Here is a 20,623-nt window from a genome sequence, read left to right on the forward strand (position 1 = left end):
CCGGACGGCGCCGCTCGTACCGGTGTCTATGCGGACAGGACCGCCCAGACCAGCTTCCGGGAGCCGCCGGGGGCGAACCAGCCCCACGCGCTGCAGAGCGCGTCGACCAGCCGCAGCCCGCGCCCGAACTCGGCGAACACGTCGGTCGTCGCCGCCACCGGGACGGTCTGGCTGTGGTCGGTCACCACGCAGGCCAGCTCGGGCCGGCGGAAGAGCAGCCGGAGCTGCACGGCTCCGCCGCCGTGCCGCATCGCGTTCGTGACCAGCTCGGAGACCACCAGTTGCACGTCGTAGGCGAGGTCGGCGGCGGCCCACGAGGTGAGCGTCTGGTCCACGAACCGCCGGGCCATCGCCACGCAGGCCGGCTCGACCGCGGTGCGCTCGTGGAAGGGGAACACCGCGTCGCACTCCCCGGCGCGCCCATCCACCAGAATGGTGGCGAGCCACCCTGGTGGCCGGGCACCGATGGCGGCTTGCGGCCGAGCGTCGAAAGTCGTCATTCTGGCCCCCGAAGCGCGGTCTGGTGATCCAGTGCCCATCTTTACGGGGTGTGGGTAGTGATGCAAGACTTTTCGTGTTTTACCGATGCGAATACCATCTGCACGTGCAGATGATCTAGGAGCGGTCGAGTGAGCGCACAGAGCGCGGAGGGAAAGCTTCTCAGCTACACGCCGGGAAGCCCGACGGTGCTGCGGATCCTGCTGGGTACGCAACTGCGCAGGCTCCGTACCGAGAAGGGGATCTCCCGGGAGGATGCCGGATACTCGATTCGCGCATCTCATGCGAAGATCAGCCGACTTGAGCTCGGTCAGGTCAGTTTCAAGCAGCGGGACGTCGCCGACCTGCTCACCCTCTACGGCGTCACCGCCCCGGAGGACCGCGAGCCGCTGCTCGCCCTGGCCCGGCAGGCCAACGCGCCGGGCTGGTGGCACAAGTACGGCGACCTGCTGCCCGGCTGGTTCGAGGTCTACATCGGGCTGGAGGGGGCCGCCTCGGCCATCCGCACGTTCGAGAACCAGTTCGTCCCCGGCCTGCTGCAGACGCCCGCGTACGCCAAGGCCGTGATCAGGCTCGGCAACGAGAAGGCGCTCGACCCCGAGCTCGACCGCCGCGTCACCCTGCGCACCACCCGGCAGAAGCGGCTGGAGAGCGGGCTCAAGCTGTGGGCCGTGATCGACGAGGCCGTCCTGCGGCGGGGGCTCGGCGGGGCCGGCGTCATGCGGGAGCAGATCCGCCACCTGCTCGACGCCACGGAGGAGCCCAACGTCACCGTCCAGGTGATGCCGTTCGAGAGCGGCGGGCACGCGGCGGCCGGCGGTTCGTTCAGCATCCTGCGCTTCCCCGAGCGCGACCTGCCCGACGTGGTCTACATGGAGCAGCTCACCAGCGCCCTCTATCTGGACAAGCCGGCCGACTCCGACCACTACATGGAGGTCATGGACCGGCTGAGCATCCAGGCCCTGGAGCCGAAGCAGACCCGGCGCTTTCTGGAACAGCTCATTTCCGGATGAGCTGCTGAAACTCCTGTGATCCACTCCATAGTCGGATTTTTGGGCATCCGGTATATGGAGTCTGTCGTGCTGTCGTATGGTCAGCGCAAACGCGGATGCACGTGCATCCGTAAGATCGCTAGGAGCTTCCCCCATGCACGAGTTCCGGAACGGAACCCCCGCCGGTCACCTCCCCGTCGTGTGGCGCAAGAGCAGGCGAAGCAATCCCAACGGCAACTGCGTCGAGGTCGCGGGCCTGCCCACGGGTGAGATCGCCATGCGCAACTCCCGGTTCCCCGACGGCCCCGCGCTGGTCTACACGCAGGCCGAGATCAGCGCGTTCGTCCTGGGGGCCAAGGACGGCGAGTTCGACGACCTGATCGTCTGACCATCCGGTCCGATCCCCCGCCTGATCAGCGGGGTTCGTTGTACCAGCGCCACCGGGTCTGACGCGGCCGTCCGGGCAGCTCGCCGCGGCCGGTCGCCCACAGCAGCGTGGCCCAGGGGGCGGTGTCCACGGGGGCGTCGGGGAACAGGCGGGCCAGCACTCGCGAGCACAGGTCGGCGGGCGGCTCCCAGGCCAGCCCGAGCCCCTCGGACACGTCGTGCATATGCACGAGCGTTTCGACCAGGCCCATCGCGGCGGTCGCCGACGCGTCCGCCATGCCGAAGATGTGATGACCGCGCGCCTGCGGCGGCGCGGTGCGGACCATGGCCGACAGCAGCGCGCCGCAGGCATGGAGCACCTGCAGCAGCCCGGTGGGCCCGGCCGCGCGGTCGGCGTGGATGGTGTTGTTGGGGCCGCCGGGCCTGCGCCGCTCCAGCGCGAAGGGCACGTACGTGTCCAGCGGCGGCACGGTGAGCCCGAGCTGGGCGGCGTAGGCGAACAGGTCGTCGGCGAGGTGCTCGACGGTCTCCCAGCAGGTCCACTCCAGTGAGCCCGCCTTCGCCTCCCACGCCTGCGGCGGCGCGTCCCGCAGCGTGTCGACGGCGAGGGCGACGGCCTGGTCGAGGTCGTCCGCGGTCACGAGCGCTGTATCCGGCATGCACGGCACCTTATCGCCGTCCGCTTCGTGCGCCCGCGGGTAGGGTCGTCACGATCCGCACGTCCGGACGGGAGCCGTACCGCATGACCGAGCCCGAGGACCTCACGGCGCGCGCCCGCATCAGGGAGGCGGCGCTGCTGCACTTCGGCGAGCACGGCTTCGAGGGGGCCACGACCCGCGCCATCGCCGGGACCGCCGGGGTGTCCCCGGGGCTGCTGCGCCACCACTACGGCTCCAAGCAGGCGTTGCGCGAGGCGTGCGACGACCATCTGATCAGGCTCGTCCGGCGGATCGACGACGACGTCCGCGCCGGCGCCGTGCCCGCCGGGCGCAACCCCGTGGCCGCGGCGCTCGACGCGCTCGCGCCCTACCGGCTGTACGTGGCGCGGGCGCTGGCCGAGGGCTGGGCTGCGCCGCTGTTCGACGGCATCGCCGAGCTGAGCGAGCGGTGGCTGGCGGAGCTCGACCGGAGCCGCACCGACGAGCCGTTCGCCGGGCGCAGGGCGCGCGCGACCGTGTCCACGGCCATGTCGCTGTCGGTCGGCGTGCTGCACAGGCACGTCTCCCGCGGCCTCGGCGTGGACGTGTTCAGCCCCGAGGGCGCCCACCTGCTCGCGCTCACCCTGCTCGACCTCTACTCCCACCCCCTGCTGACCCCGGAGGCGGCGGCGGAGCTCCGGGACGCCCTCGGCAGGCCCCCCGGAAGCGGATGATCTACCCCAGCCAGGCTCGTTCCGGTACGGACCCGCTCAGGACAGGAAGTCCGTCAGCGTCGGCAGCAGCGCCTCCGGCCGGCCGAGCACGCCGTGGTCCTCGCCGGGCAGCACCACGTGCCGGGCGCCCGGCACGGCGTCGGCGACGGCCCGCACGGCGTCCAGCATCCACTTCGGGGACTGGTCGCCGCCGATCGCCAGGGTGGGCACGGTGACGCGGGACAGCCGCTCGACCGGCAGTGACTGCCCCGGACCGCACACGGCGGCGTCGTAGGCGAGCGTGTGCGCCAGGGTGGTGAACCAGCCCCACACGGGCTCCGACCGCATGCCCGCCACCACCTCGGCGGGCACGTCGGCGCCCTCGGTCAGGAACAGCGCCACGGCCTCGTCGCGGCGATCGCCCTCGACGAGGGCGCGCAGCCGCTCGGCGAAGTCGCGGCCGGGCGCGGTGCGTGCGCCGTCCACGACGTACGGCGGCTCGTAGACGGCCAGACGGGCGATCGGCAGCCCGTACGCGGCGGCCTCCAGCGCGAGGATGGCGCCGGAGGAGTGGCCGAAGACGCTCGCCGAGCCGCCCGCGTGCTCGATCAGCGCGGCGAGGTCCTCGATCTCGCGCTCGACGGCGTAGGCGGGCGCGTCGCCGCTGCCGCCCCGGCCGCGGCGGTCGTGGGCGATCGCGCGGAAGCCGGGGGCGAGCGCGGCGGCGAGGGCGGCGACGGTGGTGCGGTCGTTGAAGGCACCGCCCACCAGGATCACCGGGTGGCCCTCGCCGCTGCTCTCGAACGCGATGCGGGTGCCGTCGGCCGAGGTGACGGTCTGAACCGTGGACTGCATGTCGGACTCCTTCTGCGGGCTCTTGTCAGCAGGAGGTCGGAGCCGTCCCACGCTTCTCTACATGCTTCTACCGGAAAAACCTGCTTCTACCGGAAAACACGCTTCTACCGGAAAACACGCTTCTACCGGAAGATTCGCGGATCGGCCTGAAGACCGCGCGCGAGCCGGACGGTGATGAACTCGTTGTCGTCGGGACGGCCCGGCGTGCGGCCGCTGGAGAAGGGGAAGTTGTTGTCGTCCAGCAGGCCCAGGGTGTGGTCGTCGAGGACGACGAAGTCCTCGATGGTCTGGAACGGGAACCTGAACGTGCCGGGCGGGCCGCCGAGGCCGCGCGGGTCGGCCAGGTCGAGCAGGTCGGCCACCAGCGTCTTGTCCAGGGCGCCGTCGTGGTCGCGGTCGCGGGTGTCGGCCACGTAGACGCGCTTGACCTTGGCCGCCTCGCCCTGGAGGTTGTCCCGCTCGATGATCAGGAAGCGGTTCGCGTCCACGGCGACGGCGTCGCCGATGGAGTGGGCGGGGTCTTCGAGCCGGTACGTCCACGTGCGCCCGGTGTACGCGCGCTTGCGCAGGTCGAACTCGTTCATCCGCAGCGTGCCCGCCGGGTCGCCGTTCACCGTGCCTTCGAGCAGCGGGTAGAGCCGGCGGCCGTCCACCGACCTGGCCATGCCCTCGAAGCCCTTGCTGCCGGCCAGGTTGGGCTGGGCGCCGTTCAGCCAGGGGTTCTCGGGGGCCTTGACGCCGGGCAGCTCGATCGGGGCGTCGAGCAGCCGGCCCTTGCGGTCGAAGTGCAGCAGGAACGGGCCGAACTCGTCGCCGATCCAGTACGTGCCGTCCGTCGCGCGCACGATCGACTCGACGTCGAAGTCGGAGCCCGTCAGCGTACGGTCCTGGCGGGTCAGGGCGAACGGGACGAGCCCCCGCGGGTCGGTCAGGTTGAAGCCGCCGAGCACCTCGACCGTCCTGGCGGCGAAGTCCGGCTTGACGCGGTGCACCCGCAGGAGGAAGTCGGCGCTGTTGGCCTTGTTGCCGAAGCCGTTGTCGGACAGCACGTCGAAGGTGCCGTCGTGGCGGCGGGCGATGCCGCTGAAGCCCTGCACGGGCTGGCCGGGGAAGGGCGGGGTGACGCCGTTGACCGGTGCGGTGCCGAGGAGGGAGCCCGACGGCTCGCTGCCGGGCACGTACGTCTGCGCGGGCAGCGCGGCGAAGCCGGTCAGCGCGGCGCGGCCGAACGCGGCGGGCCCGCGGTCCCCGGGCCGGGCGGGGTCGGCCGTGGCGGCGGTGGCCGCGGCGGTGGACGGGGCGGCGAGGGCGAGCGCCATGGCCGCCGCGCACGTCAGGGTGGTGATGCGTCTCATGGCGGGCACGCTAGAGGCGGCACATGACGGCATTCCGAACATGAGACGACCTTCAGGGACGCTCATGACATCATTGCCGCTCCGCCCGAGCCCGGTGACCTGCGCACATTCCCGGACGAAAGGCGCGCACGACGGGAAACGCGACGGCCACCCCTGCCCTGGGTCGGGCGGGGGTGGCCGGGCGATGCTTGGTGCGGGATGACGATCTCGGGCCTGATCAGGCAGTTGCCCCGACCGGGTTCGCCAGAGCCTGGACATGGAAGGCCAGGCTCCGGTTCATCGGGACAACTGAGTGATCACGCGATGATCGTTGATGCTGCCGAGGTGTGTCAGGCGGCGGAGATGCCGGCGCTGGCGGCGCGGCGCATGCGACGGCGACGCTCGCTGGCGCGCTCGTCCTCGTTGAGACCGCCCCACGTGCCGTACTTCTCCGGCCGGGACAGCGCGTAGTCTAGGCACTCGTTGCGGACAGGGCACCCGGCGCAGATCGCCTTGGCCTTCCGCTCACGTACGTCACGCTCGGGCTGCCGCTCCCCGTCGGGGCCGAAGAAGAGCACGAGATCCTCACCCCGGCACGCGGCATCATCCTGCCAACCCCAGCTGGGGCGCGGGCGGGCGAGCTGCCGACGTACCTGAGACATGAGAAAACCACCTTCGTGAGAGGTATTTCGGTAATTGAGCCGCATTGGACGCTTTTGGCGTCACTGTTCCAACGCAAGGACGGGCCGTGATGTTCCCTAGTCAGGCGAGGGCGGGCGTGGCGTACCGCACAGGCGTGAGCCTGTCCAGCGAAACCAGCCGGTAGGTGGTGATCGTCTCGGCGCAAGCCGTACCACACGGCGCTGTGAACGCCGATGGCTCAACCACAACCTGGAACCGGACGTCTCCGCAGCGCACGACTGCTTCGGTGACGTCGCCGTCCGACCTGGAGGATTCCACGGCCACTGCGCCGACGGAGCACTCTCCCGTATGGGCTCGGGCAAAATGCTCGACGGCTTGCAATGGCTCAGGGATGCCTGCGCGCCCCCGGAGACGGTCGAGAATGACCTCGCCCGACCGGTACGCGTTAGCCGCTGCCAGTGCAGCAGCCTGAGACATGCTGCCGTAGAAAATTCCGTGTGGCAAGCACACGAGGTTGGCGGCGTAGCGATCGCCGCCAACGTGTGACGTTTCCCACACTCTGTCCGGCAAAAATTCGGCCAGGGACCGAGCGAGGGGTAGTCCAATGCGGGCGCAGCACGCATTGCGCTTGGCGTGCGTGCAGACCAGAAATACCGGCTCGTCTTCAAGTATGCAGGACTCCGGGAGCACTCCGGCCACGAAGGCGTCCAGGTCAAGATCGTCCGGACCTGCGACGACGCCGCCGGCCAACCAGGGGTGGTCGCCCGCCGCGTAGGCCAATAGCACACGGATGCCCTGCTCCCGCTGGCGGGTTCGCTTGCCCGGGCGCCTGATGAGCTGGGGCCTGATACCGCGTTCGAGCGCTCTGCGCACGAGTTCGGAGATTTCTTCAGGAAGTTGCAAGCTTTCCAGGTGGGACGGCCACGGCCCGGCGTACTCGACGAGCAGCCAGAGCCTGGCTCCCACGGTGGCGCTGGCCAGGGTGGGCATGGCTCCCGTGTGGCAGCCCGCCGGATGCTCGCATCCCCTCGCCAACGCCTCCCCCTTCCCGAAGAATTAGGTAAGGATAACCTAACGCATTGGCGGGTTCGGGGCCGGGGGTCACCCGGTGGCGAGCACGTCGCGTGTCGCGGGCAGCGCCCGGTCCCGGTCGGCGGCGACCAGGCCGATCCTGGTCCTGCGGTCCAGCAGGTCGGCCTCGTCGAGCGCGCCCTCGTGCCGGACCGACCAGAGCAGGTCGCCCTTGGTCAGGCCGAGCCCGACCTCCTCGGGGTGGGCCTTGACCAGCTCGTAGGCCGCCGCGGCCTCGCTGCCGTACCGCTCGGCCAGCCGGGGCGGCACCCCGTCCGGCTGCGGGCCCGCGCCGACCAGGGGGATCTGCTTCGTCCGGCTCGGTCCGGCGCTGAGGTCTTTGAGGGAGACCGCCCGGTCGATGGCGTCCTCGGCCATGCGCCGGTATGTGGTCAGTTTGCCCCCGACGACCGTGACCACGCCGCCGTCCGACAGGACCGCGTGCCGGCGCGAGAGGTCCGCCGTGCGGCCGTCCGCGGCCAGGAGCGGCCTCAGACCCGCGTATGCGCCCGCGACCGCCTCAGGGGTCACCGGAGTCTCCAGAATGCCGTTCAGCACCTCCAGGAGCGCCGTGACGTCCTCGGCGGGCACCTCGGGGACGTCGGGCACCGGCCCGTCCACCGGCTCGTCGGTCAGCCCGACGTAGACGCGGCCGTCGCCCTGGGGGAGTACGAGCGCGAATCGGTTGCTCTCTCCGGGAATGGGCACGTGCATGCCGGCGATCAGCCCCGGCAGCGTCCCGGCGTCGAGCACGAGGTGGCTGCCCCGGGACGGCCGCAGCCGCACCGCCGGGTCGAGCTGCCCGGCCCACACGCCCGTCGCGTTGACCACCGCTCTGGCCCGGATGGTGAACCGCTCGCCGGTCAGCTCGTCGCGCACCTCGGCGCCCTCGTCCGTGAGCCGCAGGGCGCGGCAGCGGGTCAGGACGCGGGCGCCGTGCCCGGCGGCGGTCCTGGCCAGCGCCACGACCAGGCGGGCGTCGTCGAGCAGCCGGCCGTCCCACGACAGCAGGCCGCCGCGCAGGCCGTCGCGCGTCAGCACCGGCGCGAGCGTGTGGGCGCGCGCCGCGCCGAGCCGCGTGGGGCCGGGCAGCAGGCGGCGCGGCGTGCGCGCGGCGGTCCGCAGCCCGTCGCCGAGCCGGTAGCCGGTCATCACCAGGGCGGCCTGCCGCGGGGAGACCGCCGGCGTCAGCGGCAGCAGGTACGGATGGGCCTTGACCAGGTGCGGAGCCGTCGTCCTGAGCAGGATGCCGCGCTCGACCGCGCTCTCGTAGGCCACGTCCACCTGGCCCTTGGCCAGGTAACGCAGCCCGCCGTGGACCATCTTGGAGCTCCACCTCGACGTGCCGAAAGCCAGGTCGTGCGCGTCGACCGCCGCTACGCTCAACCCGCGGGAGGCGGCGTCGAGGGCCGCGCCGGCTCCCGTCGCGCCGAGCCCCACCACCAGCACGTCCAGCCGCCCGTCGGCGACCACGCCCAGTTCGTACGACCTTCTGCGGGCGTTCAGCGAGCTATCCAAGGTAGGCCTCCAGCAGGGCGGCGAGTTCGGCGTCCAGGTCGTCGAGCGTCACGGGGTCGAGCATCGTGGGGGCCGACAGCAGGAACGACTGGGCGACCAGCAGCACGGCCCGCGCCCTGGCCGGCCCGCCGACGGCCGGCTCCAGCAGGGCCAGCACCGCCTCGTGGCTGGCCCCCCGCCGGTCCAGCAGGTACGGCAGCAGCAGCTCGGGGTCCGCCTCCACGATCTTGCGCCAGAGCGGGTGCCCGCGCAGCCCGCGTACGCCCGCCACGATCGCGGGCACCGGATCGGACAGGTCGAGCCCCGACACGACCGCGACCCACTCCCGCGTCATCAGGTCGGCGACCAGCGAGCGCACGTCCGGCCAGCGGCGGTAGATCGTCATCCGCGACACGCCCGCCCGCCTGGCCACATCCGTGAGCGTGGTCCTGCGCACGCCGTAGGCCAGCACGCACGCGCGGGCCGCATCCAGCACACCCTCATTGTGACGGTTCGACGTCATGTGTCACAGTGTATGCGTGACCGGTGAACCCATGCTGTGGTGTGGCTGGGGCGACCCCGCCAAGGCCCGCGAGCTGCCCGAACAGATCCGCAAGCTGCTGCACGACCTGCTCGGCGTGCGCGCGCCCGAGACCCCGGCCGCCGCCATCGACGAGGTCCGGCTGCCGCCGGTCGCGCTGGCCGAGCCGGTGCTGGCCGCGCTCGCGGCCGTCACCGGGCCCGCGCACGTGCTGACCTCCCACGAGGCCAGGCTGCGGCACACGCGCGGCAAGTCCACGCCCGACCTGCTGCGGATGCGCGCGGGAGACGGCTCCGACGCCCCCGACGCGGTCGTGCTGCCCGGCTCGCACGAGGAGGTGGAGGAGCTGCTGCGGCTGTGCGCGGCCGAGCGGGTCGCGGTCGTGCCGTTCGGCGGCGGCACCTCCGTCGTCGGCGGGCTCGTGGCCGCGCGGGCCGGCTTCACCGGCGTGATCGCGCTCGACCTGGGCCGGCTCGACCGGCTGCGCTCGGTCGACGCCGAGTCGATGGTGGCCGACTTCGAGCCGGGCGTGCGCGCCCCCGAGGCCGAGCGGCTGCTCGCCGAGCACGGCCTCACGCTGGGGCACTTCCCCCAGTCCTTCGAGTACGCCACGCTCGGCGGCTTCGCCGCGGCCCGCTCCAGCGGCCAGGCCTCGGCCGGGTACGGGCGCTTCGACGACATGGTCGTCGGCCTCACCCTGGCGACGCCGTCCGGGACGCTGGAGCTGGGCCGCGCGCCCAAGTCCGCGGCCGGGCCCGACCTGCGCCAGCTCGTCCTGGGCTCGGAGGGGGCGTTCGGCGTCATCACGTCGCTGCGCCTGCGGGTGCGCGGGCGGCCGGCCGAGCGCCGCTACGAGGGCTGGCGGTTCGAGTCGTTCCGAGCGGGGACGGCCGCCGTGCGGGCACTCGCCCAGGAAGGCCCGCTTCCCACCGTGCTGCGGCTCTCCGACGAGACCGAGACCATGATCGGCCTGGCCCGGCCGGACGCGATCGGCGGCGGCGGCTCCGGCTGCCTGGTGATCCTCGGCGTCGAGGGCGACTGGATCGGCCACCGGCACGCCGCGGCCGCCGCGGTCCTGTCCCGGCACGGCGGCGAGCCGCTGGGGCCCGAGCCCGGCCAGGCGTGGGAGCACGGCCGCTTCTCCGCGCCGTACCTGCGCGACTCGCTGCTCGGCGCGGGCGCCACCGTGGAGACCCTGGAGACGGCCGGGTTCTGGTCGAACCTGCCGCGCCTGTACGACGCCGTCCGGCTGGCCCTGCTCGGCGCGCTCGGCTCGCCGCTGGTCATGTGCCACGTCTCGCACGTGTACGAGACCGGCGCCTCGCTGTACTTCACCGTCGTGACCCCGCAGCAGGGCGACCCGGTCGAGCAGTGGGAGCGGGCCAAGGAAGCGGTGAACGCGGCGATCGTCGAGGCCGGCGGGACGATCTCGCACCACCACGGGGTCGGCCGCGACCACCGGGACGCCTACGGCGCGGAGCTGGGCCCGCTGGGCGTGGGCGTGCTCCAGGCCGTCAAGGACCGGCTGGACCCGGCGGGGATCCTCAACCCGGGGGTGCTGGTCCCTCAGTCGCCGCCGGGGATCTGATCGGCCTCCGCCAGCGTCTCGGCGGCGTCGCTGTAGCGGTGGAGGGCCTCGTACGCCTCGGCCAGCCGGTAGAGGGAGACCGCGAGGTGGCCGCCGTCCAGCCCGCGGCTGAGCGCCACCGCCTCCTGCGCCATGGGCAGCGCCTCGGTGGCGCGGGAGCGGTCGAGCAGCAGCCTGGCCGTGGTGCGCAGGCAGTGGGCCAGCAGGCCGGTGTGCTCGGCGGGGGAGCGGGCGGCCAGCGCCCGGCTCTGGGCGACGGCTTCGAGTGCCCGGTCGACGCCCCGGCCGCCCCGCCGGGGGAGGGTCAGGGCGTAGGCGAGTAACGCCTGCACGGCCGCCGCGTCGGGGCTGCCCATCCGGGTCGCGTCGTCCGGGCCGTTCCGGTTCATGGGAGCCCACCTCCGCGTCCCAAGGGCTTGCTTGGGGACGTGAGGTTACACCATGCCGCACCATCTGTGTTTCCGGGAGTACGGAGCGTGGAGTGTGCGCGAATGGTGGATGCCGGTAAAGATGTGGTCATGGTGGAAGTCGCGGCCGAGCGCGGGAAGCAGCATTCGTCACGGGTGTCGGAGGCGGGGGCCGGCTGGGCCTGTACGGAACCGGGGACGTTCGCCCAGCTCAGACCGGACAAGGGCGGATTCACCTGGTTGAATTTACGCACGCTCTGGTTGTCCAGGAACGAGATCCTGGCGACCTTGTTCGGTGATCCTTCGGGGGAGGTGCGGAAACGGTGGATCGCGGCTCAGGAAGCCCGTGGGATAGATCCGGAATTTCGTATCAAGCCCGGCGTCGGGGGAAATTTCAATTTCCTGATTCTGGGCGACACCGGCGAGGGCGACGCCTCCCAGTACGCCGTCGTCCCCGGGATGCTCAGGATCGGGCAGGACACCTCGTTCGCGGTCATCGCCAGCGACGTCATCTACCCGACGGGGTCGGGCAACGAGTACGGGAACAAGTTCTTCCGCCCGTACAAGGACTACGAGGCGCCGATCTACGCGATCCCCGGCAACCACGACTGGTACGACGGGCTCGGCGGCTTCATGCGGGTCTTCTGCGACGCCCCGCCGCTCAAGCCGAAGCCGGACCGCGGGCTGCGCGGGCTGCTGTGGCGCAAGCCGGAGACGATCGACGAGGGCAGGCTGGCCGAGGCGCGCAAGCTCCGGGGGCGGCCGGCCCAGCAGGCCGTGCAGCCGGCGCCGTACTGGGCGATCGAGAGCGACAGCCTGCTGGTCGTGGGCGTCGACACCGGCATCAAGAACGTGATCGACAAGGCCCAGACGGCCTGGCTGCGCCGCGTCTCGCTCGACCCGCGGCCGAAGATCCTGGTGACCGGGAAGCCCATCTACACCGGCAACGTGCACAAGCCGTCACCGCTGGAGGAAGGCGGCACGATCGATGACATCGTGCGCGACCCGGCCCACCGGTACGTCGCGGCCATCGGCGGAGACGTGCACAACTACCAGCGCTATCCGGTCAAGGTGGGCGACCGGGTGATCCAGTACATCGTGACCGGCGGCGGCGGCGCCTTCATGCACGCCACCCACATCATCGGCAGGGTGGACGTCGCCGGCGTGGCCGAGGACGACTTCAAGTGCTACCCGCTGCGCGGCGACTCGCTGTCCTTCTACAGCCAGCTCTACGCCCGCCGCCTGCGGATGAAGTGGCTCTGCCTCACCCCCGACGAGGCGGTGTGCATCATGTCCAGCCAGATCGGCAACCGGCCGGCCCGGCCGATCGAGGGCGCGGTCACGGTCACCCGGCGGATGCGCTGGGCGGCGCGGCTGCTCGGGGCCTGGCCGTGGCCGTTCAGGCTGCCGGTGGACAAGGTGTTCCACCGCTTCCTGTCGGAGCTGTCCGACTGGGACCAGCCGCCGTTCTTCAAGCAGTTCCTGCACGCGTCGGTCACCCCCGACCGGCTGACCCTGCGCTGTTTCGCCGCCACCGGCTGCCTGGAGCAGGAGCTCCGGCCGCCGCTGGAGGACGAGGTGCACATCGATTTGTCGTAGCTGTTTGGCACCCTTATGTGCGTGTATGTCGTGGTAGCGGGGGAGACGGTGCTCCCCGTCGGAGGAACGGCCCGGCGCGCGGCCGACCCGGCGTCCGCGGTGCGGGAGCTGGAGTCCGGGGGCGGGCCGCGATGGGTCTGGGCCGACACGCGGGAGACGTACCCGCCGCTGCTGGAGCAGGGCGTGCGGGTCGCGCGCTGCCACGACCTCGCGCTCACCGAGGGGCTGCTGCTCGCCCACGAGGGCCGCTACGGCGAGCCGCGCTCGGCGCGGGCCGCCCACGCCCGGCTGCACGGCCTGCCGGTGCCCGACGACCAGCCGAGCGTGCCCGGCACGCTGTTCGCGCCGGAGCCGCTGGGGGCCGAGGCGGTGGCCGAGGTGCTGGCCGACCAGCTCCGCCGGATCGAGGCGCTGCCCGAGCCGGGCCGCTTCCGGCTGCTGGTCGCCGCCGAGTCCGCGGGCGCGCTGGTGGCGGCCGAGATGTCGCACGACGGCATGCCCTGGCGCCTGGACGTGCACGACGCGCTGCTCACCGACCTGCTCGGCCCGCGGCCCGTGCACGGCATGCGCCCGGCCAAGCTGCAGGCGCTGGCCGACGAGGTGGCGGCGGCCTTCGGACGGCCGGTCAACTCCGACTCGGTGCAGCAGCTGGTCAAGGCGTTCAAGGGGGCGGGGGTGGCGCTGAAGACCACCCGGTCGTGGGAGCTGAAGAAGATCGACCATCCCGCCGTCGCGCCGCTGCTGGCCTACAAGGAGCTGGCCCGGCTCTACAGCTTCCACGGCTGGGTGTGGGCCGACCAGTGGGTGCGCGGCGGGCGCTTTCGCCCCGAGTACGTCGTCGGCGGCGTGGTGTCCGGCCGGTGGGCGACCAGCGGCGGCGGCGCGCTGCAGATCCCCAAGGTGATGCGCCGGGTCGTGGTGGCCGACGAGGGATGGACGCTGGTCGTCGCCGACGCGGCCCAGCTGGAGCCGAGGGTGCTGGCCGCGATGGCCGGCGACGGCGGGCTGGCCAGGGCGGCGGGGGAGATCGACCTGTACTCGGCGCTGGCCCAGTCGTTCGGCGGCGAGCGCGGGAACGCCAAGATCGCCATGCTGTCCGCCATGTACGGCGGCACCAGCGGCGACGCCTCCAAGCTGCTGGCCGTCATGCGTCAGCGCTTCCCCAAGGCGTACCAGTTCGTGGAGGACGCGGCCAAGGCCGGGGAGGAGGGGCGGCTGGTGCGGTCGTGGCTCGGGCGGACCAGCCCGCCGCCGTCCGGGCGGTGGAAGGAGCTGGTGTCCGGCCCGGAGGGCGGCCGGGCGGCCCGCGACCGGGGCAGGTTCACCAGGAACTTCGTGGTGCAGGGCACGGCCGCCGAATGGGCCTTGGCGCTGCTGGCGGTGCTGCGCGGGCTGCTGCCCGAGCCCGCCAGGCTGGTGTTCTTCCAGCACGACGAGGTCATGGTGCACTGCCCGCTGGAGCAGGCCGAGGAGGTCACCGCGGCGGTGACGGCGGCGGCTGCGGAGGCGAGCAGGCTGCTGTTCGGCTCGACCCCGGTGCGCTTCCCGATGGAGACGGTGGCCGTGGGGTGCTACGCCGACGCCAAGTGACCGTTCAGGCCGGTCTGTCGCGGTACCGGGCCGAGACCAGCCAGAGTCCGGCCAGCGTGACCATGACGCCGACGACCAGGCCGAGCACGCCGTAGGACAGGATGCCCACGATGGCGCCCGCGATGATCGTCCCGGTGGCGCCGCAGACGTTCATCAGCAGGTCCGACAGGCCCTGCACGGCGGGCCGGCGGTCGATCGGCACCGACTCGGTGACCAGCGCCGACCCGGCGACCAGCCCGCACGACCAGCCGAGCCCGAGCACGACCAGAGCCGTCGTCACCTGCCACACCCGGTGCCCCGCGGTGCCCGCCAGGACGGCCGCGGCCAGCAGCAGCGCCGAGCCGAGCACCAGCACCGGCACCTTGCCCGCCCGGTCGGCCAGCCAGCCCACGACCGGCGAGAACATGTACATGCCGGCGATGTGCAGACTGATCACCAGGCCGATGACGTTCAGGTTCGAGCCGTCGTGGTGGAGCTTGACGGGGGTCATCGACATGATCGAGACCATCGCGGTGTGGGCCACCGCGATCATGACGAGCGCGCGGCGGGCCATGGGGGTCTCGCGCAGTGTGCGCAGGCCCGTTCTGATTGTGCGGTGGCGGCCGGGGCCGGGCTCGGGGGCGCCGTCCAGTTCGCGGGCCAGCTTGAGCGGGTCCGGGCGCAGGCCGCCGATGATGATCACGAGCGCCACGGCGAACGCCAGCGCCGCGAACGCGAACGGCCCCGCCTTGACCGCCAGCCCGGCCTCGATCCCCATGCGGTCGGCGGGCTCGGCCAGGTTGGGCCCGGCGACCGAGCCGACGGTCGAGGCCCACACCACCAGCGACAGGTGCCGGGCCGAGTGGCCCTGCGGCGACAGGTCGGTGGCCGAGTAGCGGGCCGCCAGGCTGCCCGCGCTGCCGCCGCCGACCAGCACCAGCCCGGCCAGCAGCAGCGGCCAGTTGCCCAGGCTGATCGCGGCCACCGAGATCGCGCAGCCCGCCAGCGCCGCCAGGTAGGCCAGCGACAGGCCCGCCCGGCGGCCCCCCAGGCTCGACAGGCGCGCGGTCGGCAGCGCGAGCAGTGCCGCCCCGAGCACGGTCGCGGTTCCGGCGAACCCGCTGATCACGGTCGAGCCGGACAGCTCGTCCACGACCACCGAGCTGAGCGCCAGCCCGACGGCCACCCCGACGCCGCCGACGATCTGCGCGGCGGACAGGACGACCAAGGTTCGACGCTGGACGCTGACGAGGTCAGGCAGGGAGACGGGGGGTTTCGTGGGGGCGCTGGTCACCTGTGAAGTCTCGCATAGCCCCCGACATCCCCCCAAAGAGGACAGGCATCCATTTCTATTGGGAAAGGTGCCTTTTTTAGAGGATGGTGACGGAATCCCCCACGGTGATCGTGCCGGGGGCGTCCGGGATCAGGTTGATGCCGAACCAGACCTTGCCGTCCCACTTGCGGTGGCGGGACAGCGTCCTGATGGGCTCCTTGCCCTTGGTGTACGTCGCGGTGTCGATCGTGGTCAGCACGCAGCGGTCGCAGCCCTTGGTCACCCGGAAGGTGACCGCGCCGATGCGCAGCCGCTTCCACTCGTCCTCGGCGAACGGCCGCTCCACGCCGTCGATCACCACGCTGGGCCGGAAGCGGTGCATGGGCAGCGGCGCGGGGACCTCCTCGCCGCGTTCGGCCGCCGTCTCGGCGATCCAGTCGTTGAGCCGGCCGAGGGAGGCGGTCGTGGTCAGCAGCAGGGGATAGCCGTCGGCCAGGCTCACCCGGTCGCCGGGCAGGCCGTACTCGGGGTTGACGGGACGCCGGGCCGGGTCGTCGAGCCAGGCCAGCCGCGCCGGGCGGCCGATCAGCTCCGACAGCCAGCGTGCCGCGTCGTCGCCGCAGTCGGTGAGCTCGACGGGCGTGCGCCAGACGTCCACGGTGGTCATGGCGGCGGTGGGGGTGACCCGCAGCGGGGGCGCGTGCGGGCCGGTCAGGGTGAGGACGTCGCCGTCGAGCCGGGCCACGCAGGCCAGCAGCCTGGGGTGCTCGCGGGCGGTCAGCATGCCGCCCTGGCCGTCGGTCACCAGGTAACGCCGGTCGCCGGCCAGCCCCCACGGCTGCACCTCGGCCTCATGGACGTCATGCCCGGCGGTGGACTTGACGGGATAGAAGTGGATGCTCGCCAGTTCCATGGCCAGGACCGTATCTCACGCCCTCGGGACGGCTTCGGCCCGGTGGGCCGCGGCGACCGGCTCCCGGCCCGGACGGGCCGACAGGGCCACCACGCCCAGCGCCGCCGCGCCGAGGACGGCGCCGATCCAGCCGACGGACGGGTATCCGGCGCCCGCCCCGATGGCCAGCCCGCCGAGCCACGGGCCGACGGTGATGCCGACGTTGAAGGCGGAGACGTTCATCGCGGCGGCCATCGTGGGTGCGTCCTTGGCCAGGGTGAAGACGCGGGTGTTCAGCGTCGGGTTGGTGGCGAAGCCGAACCCGCCGAGCAGCAGGACCAGCGGCACGGCCAGCACCGCGACCGGCGCGGCCAGGGCCAGCAGGACCGAGGTCACGACCAGCCCGGCGATGCCCGCGTACAGGGTCGGGAAGGGGCGCGTGTCGGCGGTGCGGCCGCCGATCGTGATGCCGATCACCGCGCCGACGCCGTACAGCGCCAGGACGGCGGGCACCCAGGCGGCCCGCAGGCCGGTCGTGTCCACGAGCATCGCGCTCAGGTAGCTGAAGGAGACCAGCAGGCCGCCGGTCGCCAGGGCGGTGGTGGCGAAGGCGAGCCACAGGCGCGGGCTCAGCATCGAGCGCAGCTGCTCGGCGACGCCCGGCGCGGCCTCCCGCTCGGGACGGCCGCCGGGGATCGTGGCCAGCACCCCCAGGGCCGCCAGCGCCGACAGCGCGGCCACGGCCCAGAACGCGGCGCGCCAGCCGAGGTGCTGGCCGATGACGGTGCCGAGGGACAGCCCGACGACGGTGGCCACGGTCAGCCCGCCCGCCACGATGCTCATCGCCTTCCCCCTGGCGTTCGGCGGCACCAGGCCGACCGCCGTGGACGCCGCGACCGCCCAGAACCCGGCGTAGACGAAGGCGCCCGCCACGCGGGTGGCGAACAGCAGGCCGTAGCTGGTGGTCAGGGCCCCGGCGACGTGGGTCAGCGCGAAGACCGCCATGAACGTCAGCAGCGCCGTCCGGCGCGGCCAGCGCATCGTCACGACGGCCAGCACCGGCGCCCCCACCAGCATCCCGATCGCGAACGCCGAGATCAGCAGCCCCGCGTCGGGGACGGACACGCCGAGGTCGGCGGCCATCTCCGGCAGCAGTCCGGCCAGCATGAGCTCCGAGGTGCCCTGGGCGAAGATCGCCAGCCCCAGGATGAACACCGCCAACGGCATGAGAACTCCTTCAGTTTTAGAACGCTCAGTACAAAATTCGGGCACGAAAAGAGATGGAGGCGCAGGAAGGGTCAGAAAGCGGTCAGCGCCGTCGTCGCGACGGATTCGAGCACCGCGCGGCCCGCCCCGCCCCGGGCCGCGACGCGCAGGCCGCTGACCGTGGCCACGACGAAGTGCGCGAGCGCCAGGGCGTCCTTGTCCGCGCCGACCTCGCCGAGGGCCTGCCCGCGCTCGATCGCGCCGCGCAGAGCCTCCACCCGCCGCTCGCCGTCGCGGCGCAGCAGGACGGCGATCTCCTGGTCGTGCGGAGCCAGCTCTACCAGGGCGTTGACGACCAGGCAGCCGGCCGGGTCGCCGGCCTCGGGATCGACCGCCTGCCACAGCACGGTCCTGATCTTCTCCACGACCGGCCGGTCGGCGGCCATGAGCTCGATCAGCGCGGACGTGCGCTCGTCCTGGTAGCGGCGCAGGGCCCGCTCGTAGAGGTCGCGCTTGTTCGCGAAGGTGTTGTAGATGCTGCTGCGGCCGAGGCCGGTGGCCTCGCACAGGTCCTGGGTCGAGGTGCCTTCGTAGCCCGCGTCCCAGAACGCGCGCATGGCGGCCTCGACGGCGCGGTCCTCCTCGAACGTCCGTGGTCGTGCCATGACGAGCACGTTAGCACGTTTTGGAATGACCAGTGCAATATGGGTCAGGTGGTCTGGCGGAACGTGTCCAGGAACGTCTTGCGGACCCCGGCCTGGTCGTCCCACTTCAGCTCGGGCATGTCGAACGAGATCGTGAAGGCGGTCTTGTCGTCGAGCGTGACGTGCCGGGTCAGGGCGTGCATCGGGACGCCGTCCTTGGAGGTGTAGGTGTACTCCCAGTCGGCGGCCTTCCAGCCGCGGTAGTCGGTGGCCTGGAGCTGCACCTGGATGTAGCCCTCCACGCCGCCGTCGGCCTCGCGCCGGCTCAGCTCGGCGAGCCCGTCGGCCTGCGGGGCGGCCTGCTCGACGACGATCCGGGTGCCGGAGTCCTTGGGGCCGGTGAAGGTGGCCGCGTCCCCCGAGGTGGCCAGCTTCCAGCCGTCCGGGACCGCCGCCGCGAAGCCGGGCGGGGTGTGCTCCTTGTAGCCGTCGGGCACCGGTGACGGGCCGGTCTTCCGCGGCGCCTGGCTGGTGGCGGCGGCCGACTGCGTGCCGGGCGAGACCTGCGGCGCGCCGCCGGACAGGATGACCACGATCGCGCCGATCACCACGGCCACGCCCGCGACCGCGCCGGCGATCAGCAACGGCGTGGGCCGGCCGCCGCGCATCCAGGGGCCGTCGCCCTCCTGGACCCTGCGGCGGCTCGTGCCCGCCCGCGAACTGCCGCCGCGCGTGGGGCCGCTGCGCGCGGGCCCGGTCCGGGTGGAGCCGGTGCGCGAGGAACCGGTCCGGCCGGTACCGGTCCGGGTGGCGCCGGTGCCCGACGGGCCGGTGCGCGACCCGGAGCCGGGCAGCGTCGCCAGGCGGCTGTGGCTGATGTCGTGCGACAGGTCGCGCGAGTGCTCGCGCAGCTCGTCGGCCGAGGCCAGCGGCCACCGGGCCGGGGCGGCGGCCGCCCTGCTGTCCGTGGTCAGCGGCAGGATCGGCTGCGGCGCGGGCGGGGCGGGCGCGCCGAGGTCGTCCAGGTCGTCGAGGTCCGCGGCGGGCGGTTCCATCCGGTGCGGGCCGGACGGGCCGCCGAAGGCGTCGAAGCCGCCGGCCGGTGACGGGAGCCGGTCGGTGCGATGGCTGCCCGACGGGCTCGACAGGCCGTCGTGGGGCGGCGTCGCGTACCCGCCCGCCGGGCCGGCCAGCGGGTCGTACGGTACCCGCACCGGCCCAGAAGGGGTCTCCACGATGCGCGAGGGCATCGGCCCGGACGGGTGCTCCAGCGGCGGCAACATGCCCAGCGGCGTGTGGTCCGACTCGGCCGGCAGCGTCTCGGGCGGCCGCGGACGGGCCGAGCCGTGGGCGCGCAGCACCGCTTCCAGCAGGTCGGCGACCTGCTCCGCGGTGAGCCGCTCGGCCGGGTTCTTGCGCAGCAGGCCCTCGATCACCGGCAGCAGCGACCCGGCCCGCTGCGGCCTGATCGGCTCCTGGGTGAGCACCGCGCCCAGCACGGCGATCGCGTCCGGCCCTTCGTACGGCGGCCGCCCCTCCACGGCCGCGTACAGGGTCGCGCCGAAGGACCACAGGTCGGCCGCCTGCCCGATCGGCTGCCCGGACAGCCGCTCCGGCGGCACGTACGCGGGCGAGCCCATCAGCAGCCCGGTCTGCGTGATCGTCACGTCACCCTCGATGGCGGCGATGCCGAAGTCGGTCAGCACCACGCGGTCGGAGGTCAGCAGCACGTTGCCCGGCTTGATGTCGCGGTGCAGGATGCCGGCCGCGTGCGCGTGGCGGAGCGCGTCGAGCACGCGGATGCCGATCTCGGCGGCCTGGATCACCGGCAGCGGGCCGCTCTGCCGCACGGCCTGCTCCAGCGACCAGGCGCGGACCAGCTCCATCACGATCCACGGGCGGCCGTCCTCCTCGACGACGTCGTGGACGGTGACGATACCCGGATGCGTCAGCCGGGCCGCCGACCTGGCCTCGCGCAGCATGCGCCGGTGGGCCATCTGCTTGCCCGCCTGATCCAGCCCGTACGGCAGGATCAGCTCCTTGACCGCGACGTCCCGGTCGAGCAGCACGTCGTGGGCGTGCCACACCATGCCCATGCCGCCCCGGCCGACCGGCGACATCAACCGGTAACGCCTGCCGACCAGACGCCCCTGGCTCTGCGGGTCACCCCCCGGCGCACCCTGGTCCGGGCCGGGCCCGCCGAGCAAGCGGTCGGCTGCCATCTTGCCGCCCCCATTCAGCCTCATCCGTCACATCAGAGCGTGACCACTTCGTGCG

General features: G+C 72.7%; 20 protein-coding genes. 6 read left to right on the forward strand and 14 right to left on the reverse strand.

Annotation, left to right across the window (positions count from 1 at the left end):
• Positions 1-26: 26 nt before the first annotated feature.
• Positions 27-428, reverse strand: a complete 402-nt coding sequence (locus tag ABT158_RS43085; protein WP_352363826.1) for an ATP-binding protein — start codon at positions 426-428, stop codon at positions 27-29.
• A gap of 201 nt (positions 429-629) precedes the next feature.
• Here ABT158_RS43085 and ABT158_RS43090 point away from each other — a divergent pair, with 201 nt between their 5' ends.
• Both ABT158_RS43090 and ABT158_RS43095 read left to right on the forward strand, forming a co-directional pair.
• Positions 630-1,511: a Sco1979 family transcriptional regulator gene (locus ABT158_RS43090; RefSeq protein ID WP_352363828.1), complete on the forward strand. Its 882-nt coding sequence runs from the start codon at positions 630-632 to the stop codon at positions 1,509-1,511.
• Between the two features lie 133 nt (positions 1,512-1,644).
• Positions 1,645-1,878, forward strand: coding sequence for a DUF397 domain-containing protein (locus tag ABT158_RS43095; protein WP_352327185.1), 234 nt, complete (start codon positions 1,645-1,647; stop codon positions 1,876-1,878).
• A gap of 25 nt (positions 1,879-1,903) precedes the next feature.
• Here ABT158_RS43095 and ABT158_RS43100 read toward each other — a convergent pair whose 3' ends face one another.
• On the reverse strand, positions 1,904-2,536 hold the full coding sequence (locus ABT158_RS43100) for a maleylpyruvate isomerase N-terminal domain-containing protein (RefSeq protein WP_352363830.1): 633 nt from the start codon (positions 2,534-2,536) through the stop codon (positions 1,904-1,906).
• Between the two features lie 83 nt (positions 2,537-2,619).
• Between ABT158_RS43100 and ABT158_RS43105 the strand changes: the two genes are divergently transcribed.
• A complete protein-coding gene (locus ABT158_RS43105; protein WP_352363832.1) occupies positions 2,620-3,249 on the forward strand; it encodes a TetR/AcrR family transcriptional regulator in 630 nt (209 codons plus the stop codon).
• 36 nt (positions 3,250-3,285) lie between these two features.
• Here the strand turns inward: ABT158_RS43105 and ABT158_RS43110 are convergent, their stop codons facing one another.
• The 6 genes from ABT158_RS43110 to ABT158_RS43135 all read right to left on the reverse strand — a co-directional run bounded on the left by ABT158_RS43110 (position 3,286) and on the right by ABT158_RS43135 (position 9,150).
• Positions 3,286-4,083, reverse strand: a complete 798-nt coding sequence (locus ABT158_RS43110) for an alpha/beta fold hydrolase (RefSeq protein WP_352363834.1) — start codon at positions 4,081-4,083, stop codon at positions 3,286-3,288.
• A gap of 122 nt (positions 4,084-4,205) precedes the next feature.
• Positions 4,206-5,438, reverse strand: a complete 1,233-nt coding sequence (locus ABT158_RS43115; RefSeq protein WP_352363836.1) for an esterase-like activity of phytase family protein — start codon at positions 5,436-5,438, stop codon at positions 4,206-4,208.
• Positions 5,439-5,767: 329 nt separating this feature from the next.
• Positions 5,768-6,079 (reverse strand): WhiB family transcriptional regulator, encoded by a 312-nt coding sequence (locus ABT158_RS43120; protein WP_125634885.1) that lies wholly within the window; start codon positions 6,077-6,079, stop codon positions 5,768-5,770.
• A gap of 100 nt (positions 6,080-6,179) precedes the next feature.
• Positions 6,180-7,049 carry a sucrase ferredoxin gene (locus ABT158_RS43125; protein WP_352363838.1) on the reverse strand — a complete coding sequence of 290 codons (870 nt, stop codon included), beginning with the start codon at positions 7,047-7,049 and terminating at the stop codon, positions 6,180-6,182.
• 111 nt (positions 7,050-7,160) lie between these two features.
• Complete coding sequence (locus ABT158_RS43130) at positions 7,161-8,648, reverse strand: glycerol-3-phosphate dehydrogenase/oxidase (RefSeq protein WP_352363840.1); 1,488 nt, start codon at positions 8,646-8,648, stop codon at positions 7,161-7,163.
• Positions 8,641-9,150 (reverse strand): TetR/AcrR family transcriptional regulator, encoded by a 510-nt coding sequence (locus tag ABT158_RS43135; protein ID WP_352363842.1) that lies wholly within the window; start codon positions 9,148-9,150, stop codon positions 8,641-8,643. The genes ABT158_RS43130 and ABT158_RS43135 overlap by 8 nt, the downstream gene beginning before the upstream one ends.
• Before the next feature lie 31 nt (positions 9,151-9,181).
• Here ABT158_RS43135 and ABT158_RS43140 point away from each other — a divergent pair, with 31 nt between their 5' ends.
• Positions 9,182-10,756 carry an FAD-binding oxidoreductase gene (locus ABT158_RS43140; protein ID WP_352363990.1) on the forward strand — a complete coding sequence of 525 codons (1,575 nt, stop codon included), beginning with the start codon at positions 9,182-9,184 and terminating at the stop codon, positions 10,754-10,756.
• On the opposite strand, the gene ABT158_RS43145 is transcribed toward ABT158_RS43140, so the two are convergent.
• Positions 10,735-11,145, reverse strand: a complete 411-nt coding sequence (locus ABT158_RS43145; protein ID WP_352363844.1) for a hypothetical protein — start codon at positions 11,143-11,145, stop codon at positions 10,735-10,737. The genes ABT158_RS43140 and ABT158_RS43145 overlap by 22 nt on opposite strands.
• Positions 11,146-11,274: 129 nt before the next feature.
• Between ABT158_RS43145 and ABT158_RS43150 the strand changes: the two genes are divergently transcribed.
• Both ABT158_RS43150 and ABT158_RS43155 read left to right on the forward strand, forming a co-directional pair.
• Entirely contained in the window at positions 11,275-12,762 is a 1,488-nt protein-coding gene (locus ABT158_RS43150; protein WP_352363846.1) for a metallophosphoesterase family protein, read from the forward strand.
• A 15-nt stretch (positions 12,763-12,777) separates the two neighbouring features.
• Positions 12,778-14,352 carry a bifunctional 3'-5' exonuclease/DNA polymerase gene (locus ABT158_RS43155; protein ID WP_352363848.1) on the forward strand — a complete coding sequence of 525 codons (1,575 nt, stop codon included), beginning with the start codon at positions 12,778-12,780 and terminating at the stop codon, positions 14,350-14,352.
• A gap of 4 nt (positions 14,353-14,356) precedes the next feature.
• Here ABT158_RS43155 and ABT158_RS43160 read toward each other — a convergent pair whose 3' ends face one another.
• The 5 genes from ABT158_RS43160 to ABT158_RS43180 all read right to left on the reverse strand — a co-directional run bounded on the left by ABT158_RS43160 (position 14,357) and on the right by ABT158_RS43180 (position 20,568).
• Positions 14,357-15,559, reverse strand: a complete 1,203-nt coding sequence (locus tag ABT158_RS43160; protein ID WP_352363850.1) for an MFS transporter — start codon at positions 15,557-15,559, stop codon at positions 14,357-14,359.
• Positions 15,560-15,701: 142 nt separating this feature from the next.
• A complete protein-coding gene (locus ABT158_RS43165) occupies positions 15,702-16,517 on the reverse strand; it encodes an MOSC domain-containing protein (protein ID WP_352363852.1) in 816 nt (271 codons plus the stop codon).
• Positions 16,518-16,532: 15 nt separating this feature from the next.
• The gene (locus tag ABT158_RS43170; protein ID WP_352363854.1) at positions 16,533-17,723 is read right to left on the reverse strand and encodes a Cmx/CmrA family chloramphenicol efflux MFS transporter; all 1,191 of its coding nucleotides are present in this window, start codon (positions 17,721-17,723) and stop codon (positions 16,533-16,535) included.
• Positions 17,724-17,794: 71 nt separating this feature from the next.
• Positions 17,795-18,367, reverse strand: coding sequence for a TetR/AcrR family transcriptional regulator (locus ABT158_RS43175; RefSeq protein ID WP_352363856.1), 573 nt, complete (start codon positions 18,365-18,367; stop codon positions 17,795-17,797).
• 44 nt (positions 18,368-18,411) lie between these two features.
• Positions 18,412-20,568, reverse strand: a complete 2,157-nt coding sequence (locus ABT158_RS43180; protein ID WP_352363858.1) for a serine/threonine-protein kinase — start codon at positions 20,566-20,568, stop codon at positions 18,412-18,414.
• Positions 20,569-20,623: the final 55 nt, after the last annotated feature.

The organism is Nonomuraea sp. NPDC001636 (genome assembly GCF_040298265.1).
Lineage (GTDB): Bacteria > Actinomycetota > Actinomycetes > Streptosporangiales > Streptosporangiaceae > Nonomuraea.